At 64.3% G+C, this 14,373-nt stretch carries 7 protein-coding genes and 1 other RNA gene; 6 read left to right on the top strand and 2 right to left on the bottom strand.

Annotated features, from left to right (window positions below; all coding sequences use genetic code 11):
- Window positions 1-284 precede the first annotated feature (284 nt).
- Together OIS53_RS11145 and ssrA are read left to right on the top strand one after the other, a co-directional pair.
- Window positions 285-2,459: a prolyl oligopeptidase family serine peptidase gene (locus tag OIS53_RS11145; RefSeq protein WP_264678648.1), complete on the top strand. Its 2,175-nt coding sequence runs from the start codon at window positions 285-287 to the stop codon at window positions 2,457-2,459.
- Between the two features lie 179 nt (window positions 2,460-2,638).
- Window positions 2,639-3,009: a transfer-messenger RNA gene (ssrA, locus tag OIS53_RS11140) on the top strand.
- A gap of 101 nt (window positions 3,010-3,110) precedes the next feature.
- Here ssrA and OIS53_RS11135 read toward each other — a convergent pair.
- Together OIS53_RS11135 and OIS53_RS11130 are read right to left on the bottom strand one after the other, a co-directional pair.
- The gene (locus tag OIS53_RS11135; protein ID WP_264678647.1) at window positions 3,111-4,073 is read right to left on the bottom strand and encodes a PorP/SprF family type IX secretion system membrane protein; all 963 of its coding nucleotides are present in this window, start codon (window positions 4,071-4,073) and stop codon (window positions 3,111-3,113) included.
- A gap of 106 nt (window positions 4,074-4,179) precedes the next feature.
- Window positions 4,180-9,027 (bottom strand): T9SS type B sorting domain-containing protein, encoded by a 4,848-nt coding sequence (locus OIS53_RS11130; protein ID WP_264678646.1) that lies wholly within the window; start codon window positions 9,025-9,027, stop codon window positions 4,180-4,182.
- Between the two features lie 730 nt (window positions 9,028-9,757).
- On the opposite strand from OIS53_RS11130, the gene OIS53_RS11125 reads away from it, so the two are divergent.
- The 4 genes from OIS53_RS11125 to OIS53_RS11110 are packed head-to-tail and all read left to right on the top strand — an operon-like array spanning window position 9,758 to window position 14,337.
- Complete coding sequence (locus tag OIS53_RS11125) at window positions 9,758-10,336, top strand: biliverdin-producing heme oxygenase (protein ID WP_264678645.1); 579 nt, start codon at window positions 9,758-9,760, stop codon at window positions 10,334-10,336.
- Window positions 10,318-12,636, top strand: a complete 2,319-nt coding sequence (locus OIS53_RS11120; protein ID WP_264678644.1) for an ATP-binding protein — start codon at window positions 10,318-10,320, stop codon at window positions 12,634-12,636. Before OIS53_RS11125 ends, OIS53_RS11120 begins: the two co-directional genes overlap by 19 nt.
- Before the next feature lie 14 nt (window positions 12,637-12,650).
- On the top strand, window positions 12,651-13,097 hold the full coding sequence (locus OIS53_RS11115; protein WP_264678643.1) for a response regulator: 447 nt from the start codon (window positions 12,651-12,653) through the stop codon (window positions 13,095-13,097).
- Window positions 13,098-13,107: 10 nt separating this feature from the next.
- Complete coding sequence (locus OIS53_RS11110; RefSeq protein WP_264678642.1) at window positions 13,108-14,337, top strand: sensor histidine kinase; 1,230 nt, start codon at window positions 13,108-13,110, stop codon at window positions 14,335-14,337.
- Window positions 14,338-14,373 lie beyond the last annotated feature (36 nt).

The following is a 14,373-nucleotide window of genomic DNA, read 5'->3' as shown; positions in this document are numbered from 1 at the left end:
ATACCCCGAAAAGCCGGGGTTTAGAAAGCCGGCTGCCGGCCATTTGCCGGGCGGCGCGCGCTGGCCGGCGCTGAGACGCGCCGCCCCGGCCAGAAGGTAAGCAAGGCCGCAAAAGGGCAGGTGTAGCGCTGCGGCCGAGCTGCGCGACAGAAGACAACCGCTACGGCGGCGCGAGAGGAGCGGGCCTGGGTATCACATGTTTATGTGATTGTATGCGGCAGTAGAGGTGATGTACTTACCTTATGATTATGGCACGTTTTTCTTTCACTTACCACTGCTGACCTATGAAAACAGCTTGCTTGCTGACCGGTTTGCTGGCCTCCGTAGCCGCCCTGGCTCAACCCTCGCCGCCGGCCGCCCCGTCGGTGCCGGCCACCGACACCTACTTCGGCATCAAAGTCGAGGACCCCTACCGCAACCTGGAAAACCTCCAGGACCCGGCCGTGCTGGCGTGGATGAAGGCCCAGAGCGACCATGCCCGCCGCACCCTCGATGCCATTCCGGGCCGCCAGGCGCTGATTGATAAGATGGTGGAGTTCGACAAGCGCAAAGCCTCGCGGGTAACCGACCTGAAAGTGGCCGACAACGACCGGTACTTCTACCTTAAGTCCAGGCCTCAGGACCAGCAGCCCAAGCTGTATTGCCGCGACGGGTACCAGGGCCAGGAAGTGCTGCTTTTCGACCCGGAAACCTTTGAAAAGGGCACCGTATTCAACATCAACGGCTTCGCACCCAGCTACGATGGGTCCAAGGTATCGTTTGGTATCAGCGAGAAGGGCTCGGAGCTGGGCCGCACGCTCATTCTGGACGTGAAAACCAGGAAGCTATACCCCGAGCAGCTCCAGCGCAACCGGGGCGGCGGCGAGTGGCTGCCCGACAATCAAAGTCTGGTGTACGTGCCCTTCAACAGCGACGACGTGAAGGACATGGCCGCCCGCCAGAACTTGCAGTGCCGCCTGCACCGCGTGGGCACCCCGCAGAGCCAGGACCAAGTGCTGCTGTCGGCTCAGCTCTACCCCAAGCTGGGCATCCGGCCCTCCGATTGGCCCTATGCCGTCATCGACCGTGACACCCGGCTGGCTTACGGCTTTATGTACTCCGTGGACCGCTACCTGCACGGCTACTACGCGCCCGCCGCGGCCCTGAGCAAGCCCAACGTGCCCTGGCAACCGCTGTTCAAGCCTGCCGACGAAGTCACCAACTTCGTGACGGATGACCAGTACATCTACTTTGTCACGTCCAAAAACACGCCGCGCCAGAAGATTATGCGCATGCCCGCCGCCCGGCCCAGCGTGGCTGCGGCCCAAGTGCTGGTGCCCGAAAGCCCCGACGAGGCCATCAACGACGAGCAGCTGAAAACCACCAAGGATGGCCTCTACTTCGTGCGGGTGAAAAATGGGGTGCAGGCCAAGCTCTACTTCGTGCCCAAGAACTCCGGCACGGTGCAAGAGCTGAAGCTGCCGCAAGCTGCCGGCCGCATCGAGCTGGTCAGCAAAAACGTGCAGTCGTCGGACCTATGGGCCACGATGGGCGGCTGGACCATGGACCGCAAACGCTACCGTTATAACGTGGCCAGCAGGCAGTTCACTCCGGAGCCGCTTTCGTCGGAAGCGCAGTATCCGGAATTTGCTGATTTGGTGGTAGAAGAGATTATGGTGCCCTCGCACGATGGCGTGCTGGTGCCGCTATCCATCGTGTATAAGAAAGGCCTGAAGCGCGACGGCACCGCGCCCACGCTCATGGTAGGCTACGGAGCCTATTCCATTTCGATGAGCCCCACGTTTATGCCGCCTTACCTGCTCTGGACCCAGCAGGGTGGCATTCTGGCCTGCCCGCACGTGCGCGGGGGCGGCGAGCTGGGTGAGGCCTGGCACAAAGCCGGTCAGAAAACCACCAAACCCAACACCTGGAAAGACCTGATTGCCTGCGCTGAATACCTCACTAAAAACAATTACACTGCTCCCAGCAAGATTGCCATCAACGGCGGCAGCGCCGGCGGCATCCTCATCGGCCGGGCCATGACCGAACGGCCCGACCTGTTTGCCGTGGCTATGCCGGAAGTGGGTTGTATGAACGCCGTGCGTATGGAAAACTCGCCCAACGGACCGGTCAATACGCCCGAGTTCGGCACCATGGCCAAGGAAGACGAAGCCAAGGCCCTGCTCGAAATGGATGCCTACCACCACCTGAAGCCCGGCACCCAGTACCCGGCCACGCTCGTGACGGCCGGCATGAACGACCCGCGCGTTATTGCCTGGCAGCCAGCCAAGTTTGCCGCCCGCCTGCAAGCCAGCCACACCGGCAGCAAGCCCGTTCTCTTCTTCACCGACTACGACGCCGGCCACGGCATGGGCGACTCGCGCCTCAAGCAGTTTGAAGGCATTGCCGACCTCGTGGCCTTCGGGCTGTGGCAAACGGGCGCCCCGGCGTTTCAGCCGAAAACCGCGGCGGTGAAGTAGGCATTGCCATTCCGAGCCCAGCAAGGAATCTGGATTTGTTTCTCGATACGTTTACCCAGATTCCTCGCTGGGCTCGGAATGACAATGCCCGGAACATTTTCAGCCTGGGCCAACGTTTTCTCTCCGGCGTGCGTACATTCGCACCCCGCCTTTTGGGCGGGTCTCGTTCTTTACCAGTTGGGGCTGACCGGAATTGACAGCTTGCGCAGGTCGCGAGTAAGCGTGCCGGGAGTTGAATGAATCTCCCGTTAAAAAGTCATTCAAAAAACAACCGGCGAGTATAGCTACGCCATGGCTGCCTAATCTAGGTATTAGGTAAACGCCATCGTCCCGCACCCGTCTTCCTTCTCACGGGTGAGTTCGGGGCGTCGTAAGCAGTAGGATAGTCTTGGTGGCGCTGCGACGCCAGGGCGAAACTCAAGCAGATACGGGGAGACTAAGGGCCTGATATGCGCCTGGGCTTCCTCGAAAATCCAAGCATAGATACGCACGTAGAAAGCTCGACGGCTTCCTTGTCTGGACCAGGGTTCGAATCCCTGCAGCTCCACTGAAAAGCCCTTCCCGATGCCGGGAAGGGCTTTTTCTTTTGCCGCGGCTGGTCTTCATCTACCTAGTATCCCACACCTGACGCGGAATGTGCGCGGGCCGGCCCTACCAGAACCGGTTGGTGCACACTACTTGGGTTTTCTTCTTGAGCCGCAGCCCCAGGAGCACCTCGTGGCTGCCGCCGTGGTAGCCGGCCAGCTCGGAGAGGCCGGCATCGTAGGAATAACCCAGCGTAAACTGCTCGTAGCTCAGGCCTGCCAGCGCCACGAACGAGTCGAAGGCCCGCCAGGATACGCCGGCCCACAGCAGGTCCTGGTACTTGAGCTTGGCGTTGAGGTCGAGCGAGAGCGGGGCCGGATTCACGGCCTTAATCAGCACCGACGGCACCAGCGACCAGTCGTTGCTGAGCGGCACCCGCACGCCGGCCGTGGCAAAGTAGTGCCGCTTCAGGGAGTTGCCCATGCCGGCCTCCAGCGTGTTGGGGCCATAGGAGAAGTCGAGCTTGTTGGCCAGCAGCTGCGCCCCCGACACACCCACGTAGAAATCGGAGCTGTATACCCACAGGCCCACCGACCCATCCAGCACCCGGGAGGCGTCGCTGGCGGCGCGGGTGGTGGGGTCGAAGAAGCGCAGCTTTTCCCCGTCCACGGCAAACTGCTGCATGCCCACCGACACGCCCAGCGACGCCCGGAGGTTGGGCCGGAGCACCAGATTGTAGGCGTAGGAAACGTAGGCGCCGGTGCGGCTCGTAGGGCCAGTCACGTCGTTGTACACGAGGCCCCCCAGGGCGTGAAACGGCCGGCGCCGGTCGCGCAGGGTGCGCTTGCTGGTGGTGCGCCACTTGCCCAGCGAGGAGCTGCCACTGACGTAGTAGGTCTTGGGCGCCCCCTCCAGGCCCGTCCACTGGGTGCGGTAGCTGAACTTGATGTCGATGTAGTCCTCCACGCCCGTGGTGCCGGGGTTCAGGATGTAGTTGTTGTTCATGTACTGGCTGTACTGCGCCTGCTGCTGGGCCCAGGCGGGCGCGGCGGCCAGCAGCAGCAGCAGTAGAGTTAAAGCTCTTTTCATAACCGTAGGGGTCTTGGGGACTTGGCTTGTTGGGGGTCTTGGGGTCTTAGATTTAATTGGTAACGAAAGGCTGGTTCAGAGACCAAGACCCTAAGACCCCAAGACCTTAATACAGAATCGTAATTGACCCGCTGTAGGACCTGCCTAGCGGGCCCTTCGTGACGACGACGTAGTAGTAGGTGCCGACCGGTGCCGGCTGGCCGTTGATGTCGCCGCGCCACTCATTGGCCCGGCTGTAGTTGTTAACCGAGAAAACCCGGTTGCCCCAGCGGTTGAACACGCTCACCGTATTGTCGGGGAATTGCTCGATGAATTCAATCTGCCAGGTGTCGTCGCGGCCATCATTGTTGGGCGTGAAGGCGTTGGGAATGCGGATAGCCGGGCGCACGGTCACCGTCACCTGGTCGGAGTCGGCGCAGCCGCCGGTTCCGGCCGAGAGCGTGTAAGTTGTGGTTACCGTGGGCGAGGCCACGGGCCGGAGCGAGTCGCCCCGGAACGTCAGCCCTGCGGCCGGCGCCCACCGCACGGGGTAGGTGCCGTCGGCGCGGCCTTCCAGCGTCACGGAGGAGCCAGCCAGAATTTCCTTGTCGGGGCCGGCATCCACGTCAACCGGCGGCTGAATCCGCACGGGCACGCCATTGGAAACGGCCGTAACGGGCTGTCCGCACACGTTGGTCGTGCGCAGGCGCAGCGTCACGATCTGGCCCTCGCGCAGCGTTGTGCTGGTGAAGACCGGGCCCGTAGCCCCGACCACGTCGCCGCCGTTGACCTGCCACTGGTACTCGGGGGCCGGGCCGGGCTCCGTTACGGAGGCAATGCTGAAGGTAAGCGGGGCACCCAGGCAAGCGGGCCCGCCCGGCTGCACGGCAATGGTAAGCGTGGGCAGCGGCGTCGGCGTGCGGGTTACTGTAACGGTGGCCACGGCCGGGCCCGTGCTGCATAGCCCGGCCGTGGGCGTCACCTCCACCCGCACCTGGTCGCCGGAAGCCAGCGTGCTGCTGGTAAACGTCGGCCCACTGGTTATGCCCACGTTGTTGACAAACCACCGGATTATAGGCGCCGGGCCCGCGTTGGCAACCACCGCCGTGAAGGTGAGCGGCGTGCCGGGGCACTGCACGGGCGGCGGCGCCACGCTTACCGTGGGCGTCACGGCCGGCTGCACCCGTATTGTCACCACGTTGGAAACTGCCGAGGCGCAGGTACCGGTGCCCGACGTTACGCGGCGCCGGAAGTACGTGGTAGCCGTGAGCGGGCCGGGTGCGAAAGTGGGCCCGGTGGCGCCGGCAACGGCCGTCCAGTTCACATTATCCGCCGAAGACTCCCACTGGTACGCAAACGTGCCGGTGCCCCCGCTGGCCCCGCCGCCGCTAAGCGCAGCCGGCGCGGTGCCCGCGCAGATGTCCTGGTCGGCGCTGATGTTGCCCGCAACCAGGCTGGGCAGCACCGTCAGGGCAACGGGAGCCGAATACTCCGGGCCGCAGGGCCCCGACGTTACCCGCCGCCGGTAGTAGGTAGTGGCTACGAGCGGACCCGGCGCATAGTCGGCCCCGGTGGCACCGGCAATCGGCGTCCAGGTCGAGTTATCCGCCGAGGATTCCCACTGGTAGCTGTAGCTACCCGTGCCGCCACTAGCTCCGGCCGTGCTGGTAAGCGGTGCGGGCACAGCGTCAGGGCACAGGGCCTGGCTGGCACCGATGGTACCAGCGGCCAGGGCCGGCGCCACGGTGATGGTAACGACATTAGACAAAGCCGGCCCGCAAGGTCCCGAGCTTGCCCGGCGCCGGAAGTACGTGGTAACCGTCAGCGCACCCGGCGCATACGTCGGCCCCGTGGCTCCGCCAATGGCCGTCCAGGTCGAGTTATCCGGAGAAGATTCCCACTGGTACGCAACCGTGCCCGTACCGCCCGCGGCTGGTGTCTCACTAGTGAGGGCAGCCGGGATACCGCCGGTGCACACAGTTTGGTTTGCGGCAATGCTGCCGGCCGTCAGGGCCGGTACCACGGTTATCGTCACCACGTTGGATGGCGTGGTAGTGCAGGCCCCGGAGCTTACCTGACGGCGGAAATAGGTGGTAGCTGCCAGCGGGCCGGGCGTGAAAGTCGCGCCGGTAGCGCCAGCAACGGCCGTCCAGTTCACATTATCCACTGAAGACTCCCACTGATACGCAAACGTGCCCGTGCCGCCGCCGGCCTCGCTGGTGCTGGTAAGCGGAGCCGGCGCAGCCCCCGCACAGATGGTCTGGTCGGCCGCAATGCTACCCGCGCTCAGCGGCGGCAGCACCGTCAAGGCAACCGGGGCCGAATACTCCGGGCCGCAGGGCCCCGCCGTCACCCGGCGCCGGAAATAAGTGGTAACAAACAGCGGACCGGGCGTGAAGGTCTCGCCCGTGGCCCCGGCTATGGCGGTCCAGGTCGAGTTGTCGGGAGAAGATTCCCACTGGTACACAGGCGTGCCCGTGCCACCGCTGGCCCCGGCCGTGCTGGTAAGGGGGGCGGGGGTAGCGCCGGGGCACAGCGTCTGGCTCGTGCCGATGGTGCCGGCTACCAGCGCCGGCGCTACGGTAATGGTGACGACATTGGACAAAGCCGGGGCGCAGGCGCTGCCCGAGCTTGCCCGGCGCCGGAAGTACGTAGTAGCCGTCAGCGCACCCGGTGCATACGTCGGCCCGGTGGCCCCGCTAATGGGCGTCCAGGTAGTATTGTCTGTCGATGATTCCCATTGATAGTCGATACTGCCCGTACCGCCCGTGGCCGGAGTTTCGCTGGTAAGGGCAGCAGGCGTGCCGCCGGCGCACACAGTTTGGCTTGCGGCAATGCTACCGGCCGTTAGGGCCGGCGCTACAGTTACTGTAACGGTGTTGGAAGGCCCGGTGGTGCAGGCCCCGGAGCGCACTTGGCGGCGGAAGTAGGTGGTAACCGTAAGCGGGCCGGGCGCCAGCGTTTCGCCGGTGGCCCCGCTGATGGCAGTCCAGGTGGTGTTATCCGTGGACGACTCCCACTGATACGCAAACGTGCCCGTACCGCCCGTAGCCGGGGCGCTGCTCGTCAGCGGCGCGGGGGTGGTGCCGGCGCACACGGTTTGGTCGGCGGCAATGCTGCCAGCCACCAGGGCCGGTAGCACGGTGATGCGGACGGATGCCGTTGGCGTGCGCGGCTCGCAGAAGCCCGACGTTACCAGCCGCCGGAAATAGGTAGTAGTGCTTAGCGCGGGGGGCGTGAAGGTTTCGGCAGTAGCGCCGCCAATGTCGGTCCAGGTGGTGTTGTCCGGCGACGATTGCCACTGATAGCTGAACTGCCCGGTGCCGGCACCAGCCGGGGCGGCACTGGTGAGCGGAGCCGGCGTGGCCCCGGCGCACAGCGTCTGACTGTCGGCGATGCTGCCCGGCGTGGGCGGGCCGGGTACCCGGATAAGGGCTTGGGTTTCGCGGCAAAAGCAAAAATTAGTAATGCGCAGCGTCACAACATAGTCGCCGGGCCGGGGGAAGGTATGAACGGGGTTGGCTACCGTCGACTTAGTACCGTCGCCAAAGTCCCACTCGTAGCGCTCCGGGTTAGGAATAGGAGAACCAGCCCGAAAGGTTATTTCCAAACACGCCGTAGACTGGGCCCCGAAGCCCACTCGGAGCAGGGAGCTTTGGTTGAAGTTGGGCAAGCCCAGCCCGCTACGGCGCCCGCCCAGCTGTAGGCTGTCGTCGGCGTAGGCCACGGCCGCCCCCAGCGAGTCGGGGTAGGTGATAAAGCCCAGGGCCGGCTGGTTGTCGCGGGCCACGTAAATCTTGCCATCGGGGGCGGCCTGCATGGAGCCCAGACCGACCGGCGTAGTTTGGTTGAGCGGAATAACCTGCCGGCTGGCCGGCACGTTGGCGGCAGTCAAGTCAAACTGAAGCAGCTGGGGCGGGCTCAGCACCGTAGCGTAGAGCCGGCTGCGGCCGGGCGAAAACTCAACGCCGTAGTAGCCGCCCGCCCCGCTGTCGATGGCCCGGCGGTTGCTGACTGCGCCCGTGGCGGCATCAAAAGCAAACAGCTCGACGGTGCTGCTGCTGTCGGTGGCGGCGGTTTCGCTGAAGCGGGCCACGGCCAACTGCTCGCCGTCGGGCGACACTTTCATCTGGCCGCGGTAGCCCTGGGCTGCAATGCTCGGCGCGTGCAGGGAGCCAATGGTTGAAATCACCGGCGTGGTCTGTACGCCGGCCGGCGTCACGCGGTAGGCCAGAAAAGAGTCGCCGCGGTTGTCGGTGCCGCTGGTCGCAGTGCCCCAGCCGTGCACGATAATCCAGATGTCGCAGCCGTTTTTGTGCAGCACACCCGTCATTTTCTCGGTTGTGCCGCGGGCGAGGGGCACGTTCTTGGCAGTAGCCACCACCTCGCCCTGGCCCCCGGCCGGAATAACGATTTCCGAGTAGCTCAGGCCTTTGGGGCCACCTTGCGCGTCCTGGGTGAAAAGGTAATAGCTCGTCGGCCCGCCCGGCGTGGTGGGGCTGCCCGGCTTCCGGATGGCCAAAGGACCGTCGGTGGCGAGGCGGTTGCCGCCCAGGCCGGTGCCGTTGGGCATAATGCTGTGGTTGCGGCTCCACACGGTGTCGCCGTTGCTGTAGAAGAGCAGGCTGCCATTGCCGTCCGACATTACCCCGGAGCCGGCCGGCGCCACCATCCGCCCGTTAGTCAGTACCGCGGGCGGAATGGAGTCGGTGGCCTGGTTGAAGTCCAGCCCCGCCCGGTAGCCGAAATACCAGTTGTTGATAAACTTCTCGTCCTGGCTGCACTCCGGGGGCGGTGTCGCCTGCGCCAGGGCAGTGGTGGCCGCGCCGCTCAGCAGCAGGAGCAGCAGCGTCAGCAGCCAGCTGGCCGCCGGCCGCACCCGCCTAACCAGGCGCCGGCCGTTGACGCCAGCCAAGTGGCCGGACTTGGAAATATGCAGGGAAGGAATAAGGGTAGTAAATAGCTCTGTGGGCATGGTGGGACAGGTAAGGGGGCGGACAGGTAAGCGTTACTTGAAAAGAAAAGTGCCGCTCGCCGCCCTCAAAAACGGAGCTTGATAACCAACTATTGCTGAAAAAGCACTGTGAGCTGATTGTAGTAAAGCTACGCACTGTCAGCCAAGTTTGTACAAGGCAATGTCCGAATAGTGATAAAGACTGCCGCCAGCCATCTATTTCGCGCCTGTTTAGGTTGGCCAGCATTCTTACGCTCCCGGTTTTCTACCGGAAGCGAGTCAATCATCTGAAGCAGATTTACATCTGGCTGCGCCGGTGCCGCCCTGGTGAAGGCCGCAGTACGTCGGGGCTGGCGTGGGTGGCCGGCCCCAGGCGTCACGGCTGGGCCAGCAGCACCGATTTTTCCGCCTCAGAAGCGGTTTGCCTTACGCCCCCAGGGTAGTGGCACGGTGTGAAGAGTAGAGACGCGAACCGCCGGTCGGCGGAGCCAAGGGGCGCGTCCTTGCAGCGGCCAGACGCTGCAACAACTACCGCCAACTGCTGCTCCGTCGTCAGAGCTGATCCGCAGAATCACTCAGCAGCGGTGGGGCAGCGCCGCCTCGTCTTCGCGGCGGGCCTGCTGCTTTCAGCTGACAAGATTTTCTTCCGAACGACGGGGCGGGTAATTTTTCGGGGCCAGTGGGTGACTTTCCGGGCGGGCGGCCGGTTATCTTTGTCTGCTTACCAGTCAGCAACTTTTCCTGTTCCCCGATGCCTAGTGTTGTTGAAGCGCCGTCGTTGCTGCTGCGGTTGCGCCGCGAAACCCGCCCGTACCACGATGCGCTGGAGCAAAACGCCTTCAACCAGGCTCTGGTAGCCGGCGCCCCCACCGCCGAAGGCACGGCGTGGTTTCTGGCCAAGCTCTACGGCTTCCTGCAGCCCTACGAAACGGCCTTGCGGCAGCAGGTTCCGGCTTTTTCCGGGGCCTGGGAGCTGCCGGCACGCTACCGCGCCCACCTGATTCTGGAGGATTTGCAACGACCCGCCGCGGCTCCTGGCCTGCCGCTGTGCCCGGCCATGCCGCCGCTGCACAGCCGGGCCCAGCTGCTGGGGGCCATGTACGTGGTAGAAGGCTCCACGCTGGGCGGACAGGTAATTACGCGCCAGCTAATCCAGGCTGGCATTCCGCTGCGCCGCTATTTCGCGGGCTACGGGGAGCAAACCGGGCCCCGGTGGAAGACCTTTTGCCAGCTGCTCACCGCCGAGGCGGCCACCACCAGCCCGGACGACATTGTGGCCTCGGCCAGTCATACCTTTCAACACCTCGCCGCGTGGATCAAGCAACCGTGAGTTTCCCCCACCATTCCGGGTTTCAGGCCCCCGTTACGCTGACCAACTGTGACCGGGAGCCAATTCACCTGCCCGGCGCCATTCAGCCCTACGGCTTCCTGCTGTGCCTCGATGAGGCCACCCGGCGCATTGTGCAGGCCAGCGCCAACACCGGGCCACTCATCGGCCTCGAAGCCGCTGACCTGCTGGGTCAGGGCCTGGACTGCCTGCTGGGCCCCGACCGGCTGGCTGAAATCGAGGAGCGGCTGGGCACACTCAGCAGCACCGCGCAGCTGCTGGGCGCCCGCCTCGACCGGGTAGCCGGCCAGCCGTACTACAAGCTCATTTTGCACCGCCACGACCAGCTGCTGTGGGCGGAGTTTGAGCCGGTGAGCGACACGGCCGCGGCACCCCTCGACCTGCCCTCGCTGAACGCGGCGGTGGGGCAGCTGCTGGGAGCCGGTAGCGTGCTGGAGCTTTGCCAGCACGCCGTGCACCAGGTGCGCGCCATCACGGGCTTCGACCGGGTAGCCATCTACCGCTTCGCGCCCGACGAAAGCGGCGAAATCATTGCCGAAGCCACGCGCCCTGACCTGCCGCCCTGGCTGGGGCTGCACTACCCGGCCTCCGACATTCCGCAGCAGGCCCGGGCCATGTACCTCAAAAACTGGCTCCGCTTCATTCCCGATGCCCACTACACGCCCGTGCCGCTGGTGCCAGTGCACACCCCCGCCACGAACCGCCCGCCCGACATGACCTACGCCGTGCTGCGCAGCGTGTCGCCCATCCATTTGGAGTACTTGCACAACCTGGGCTCGGCGGCCACCATGACCATTTCGCTGATTCGGGACGGGCGGCTCTGGGGCATGATTACCTGCCACCACCTCACGCCCCGCCTGGTGAGCTACGAGCTGCGCGAGCTGTGCCAGTTTATCGGCAAAACCTTTTCGGCGCTGCTGCCCGGCAAAGAGCAGCAGGACGAAAGCGGATACCGGCTGCGCATCCGGGAGCGGCAGGCCCGACTATTTGAGCACGTGGCGGCCCACGCTAATTTCGTGGAAGGCCTCTACCAGCACCGGCCTACCATGCAGGACGTGTTCGACTGCGGCGGAGCGGCCATCTGCTTTGCTGGCGAAATCGTGACCCTGGGGACGACGCCAACTGAGCCCCAGATTCAAGAGCTGCTGGCCTGGTTGCAGGAGCACGCCCCGCAGGAGGAAGTGTTTCACACCACGTCTTACGGCAGCCTCAATCCGGCGGGGCTGGCGCTGCGCAGCACGGCCAGCGGCATAGTGGCCGCCTCCCTGGCCGATGCGCCCGGCAACTACCTGCTCTGGTTCCGGCCCGAAGTGGTGCAAACGGTAACGTGGGCCGGCCAGCACGAAAAGCCCCAGGTGCTGGCCGACGGGCAACTGTTTCTGTCGCCCCGCCAGTCGTTTGAGGCCTGGAAGCAGCTGGTGGAAAACACGGCCGCGCCCTGGCAGCCCGCCGAGCTGGAGACCGTTCGGGAAATCCGCCGGCATATTTCCGACCTGCGGCTTAAGGCATTCAACGAATTGCAGGCCCGCGCCCAGAGCCTGAGCCACCTCAACGCCGAGCTGGAGCGCAGCAATGACGAGCTGGACTCGTTTGCCTACGTGGCCTCGCACGACCTCAAGGAACCCTTGCGCGGCATTCACAACTACTCCCTGTTTTTGCTTGAAGACTACGCCTCCCGTCTCGACGCCGAGGGCGTGCACATGCTGCAAACCCTGACGCGCCTGAGCCAGCGCATGGAAGGCCTGATTGAGTCGCTGCTGCACCTTTCGCGGGTGGGCCGCACCGAACTGGAGCTGGCCGACGTGGACCTGAACGACGTGCTGGCCGACGTGACCGACCTGCTGCAGCTGCGCCTCAAGGAAACCCAAGCCAACTTGACCGTAGCCGGTTCCCTGCCCACCGTGCGGGCCGACCGCACCAGCCTGCACGAGGTGCTGCTCAACCTGCTCACCAACGCCATCAAGTACACCGACCGGCCCGCGCCGACCATTACGGTGGGCCAGGTTTCCGGTGACAGCGCCGGCCAGCTGGGGCAGCCCGTGAACCTGGACGAGTTTTACGTGTTCTACGTGCAGGACAACGGTATCGGCATCGACCCGAAGCACCACGCCATCATCTTCAAGCTGTTCAAGCGCCTGCACGCCCAGGACAAATACGGCGGCGGAACCGGCGCCGGCCTGGCCATTGCCAAAAAAATGGTTGAGAAACACGGTGGCAGCTTATGGGTGAAATCCACTCCTGGGCAGGGCACCACCTTTTACTTCACGCTTCCCAAACGCTAGACTCTAGCCCCGCTATGACAACCCATCCGCTCAAACCAATATTGGTGGTAGAAGACAGTATAGAAGATTTCACGGCCCTGGGCCGGGCCTTCCGCAAGCATGCGCTGCAAAACCCCGTGCTGCGCTGCGAAAACGGCGACCAGGCCCTGCAGTACCTGCAAGGGCACGGCAAAGCCGTGGGGTGGCCTTCGGTCTTGCCGGCGCTGGTGCTGCTCGACCTCAACATGCCCGGCACCGATGGCCGCATGGTGCTGGAGGCACTCAAAAACGACCCGGAGCTGCTGTCTATTCCGGTTATTATCTTCAGCACTTCCTCCAGCGAGCAGGACATTCAGGATTGCTACCAACTGGGCGCGAACAGCTACCTCACCAAGCCCCTGGAATATGCCGCCCTGGAAGAGAAAATCCGGCTTGCCATTCAGTACTGGCTGGAGACTTCCGAACTACCCAAGGTGAATTAGCGACAGGCTGGTGAAAAAGATACTACTCGTTGACGACAGCGAGCATGACCGGGCGTTGTACCGGCGTTATCTAAGCAAACACACCGGATTTGAGCGCCTCGAAATCAGCGAAGCCAGCTCGGGCGCCGAGGCTTGCGCGCAGTTTGCGGTGTTGCGCCCCGACTGCGTGCTGCTCGACTACAACCTGCCCGACACGGACGGCCTGCACCTGCTGGCCGAGCTGCTCAAGCTGGCCCCCCCTGACAGCCTGTGCGCCGTCATGATTACGGGGGCGGGCAGTGAGGTGCTGGCCGTGCGGGCCCTCAACAGCGGGGCCCTGGACTACCTGGTAAAGCAGCAGTTCGACCACGAGCTGCTGTTTAAAACCGTGTGGCACGCCATCGAAAAAAACGAGTGGCGGCAGTACGTCGCGTCTTACCACGAAAAGCTGCGGGGTGTAAACCAGCAGCTGCGCGACTCGCTGGAGAAGCTGACGGAAGCGCGCCAGGAAGTCGACCACAAAAACAACCAGCTTACGGCGGCCAACGCCGAGCTGGCCCGCACCAACGCCCAGCTGGCGCGCACCAACCTCGACCTGGACAACTTTGTGTACGCGGCCTCGCACGACCTGAAGCAGCCGGTTAACAACCTGCAAGGCTTGTTTGAGGAATTGCGCCGCACCGCCATTATCCACGACCCGGATGCTGCCTACGTGTTTGGGCTGGTCGACACGTCGTTGCGGGACCTGAGCACCACCATCAACGACCTGGCGGCCGTGGTGGCAGCCGACCGGTCCGTGAACGGCCCTGCTCCCGAGCCGGTGCTGCTGGCCGACCTGGTGGCCGAAATACTGGCGGTGCTGGGGCCGCAGGTAGAAGCCACGCAGGCGCAGGTGCGCACTGACTTCACGGCCCTGCCCGAACTCACGTACGTGCGCATACACTTGCGCACCATCCTGCTCAATCTGCTCGGCAACGCCTTGAAGTACCGGCACCCGGACCGCCCGCCGCACGTGCAGCTGCGGGCCTGCTGCGAAGCGGGGCGCCCCGTACTGGAGGTGCAGGACAACGGCCTGGGCATCGACCTGGACCGGCACGGCGCCGAGCTGTTTCAGCTGTTTCGCCGCTTCCATACCCAGGCTGCCTCGGGCACCGGGGTGGGGTTGTTTCTGGTGAACCGTCTGGTAGAGGCCCACGGCGGCCACATCGACGTAACCAGCGAATTGGGAACGGGCACCATTTTCCGGCTTTACTTGGGCTAGAGGCCGCTGCGCACACTCACGGGCTTGGTTGGCTGA

The organism is Hymenobacter sp. YIM 151500-1, assembly GCF_025979885.1.
Classification (GTDB): Bacteria; Bacteroidota; Bacteroidia; order Cytophagales; family Hymenobacteraceae; genus Hymenobacter.
The sequence above is the reverse complement of the archived record's forward strand: the minus strand, read 5'-3'. Positions and strand labels throughout refer to the sequence as shown.

What these genes read in the sequence shown, in the direction of transcription:
- OIS53_RS11145 (WP_264678648.1), top strand. Translation starts at nt 285, where the DNA reads ATGAAAACAGCTTGCTTGCTGACCGGTTTGCTGGCCTCCGTAGCCGCC.
- OIS53_RS11135 (WP_264678647.1), bottom strand. Translation starts at nt 4,073, where the DNA reads ATGAAAAGAGCTTTAACTCTACTGCTGCTGCTGCTGGCCGCCGCGCCC.
- OIS53_RS11130 (WP_264678646.1), bottom strand. Translation starts at nt 9,027, where the DNA reads ATGCCCACAGAGCTATTTACTACCCTTATTCCTTCCCTGCATATTTCC.
- OIS53_RS11125 (WP_264678645.1), top strand. Translation starts at nt 9,758, where the DNA reads ATGCCTAGTGTTGTTGAAGCGCCGTCGTTGCTGCTGCGGTTGCGCCGC.
- OIS53_RS11115 (WP_264678643.1), top strand. Translation starts at nt 12,651, where the DNA reads ATGACAACCCATCCGCTCAAACCAATATTGGTGGTAGAAGACAGTATA.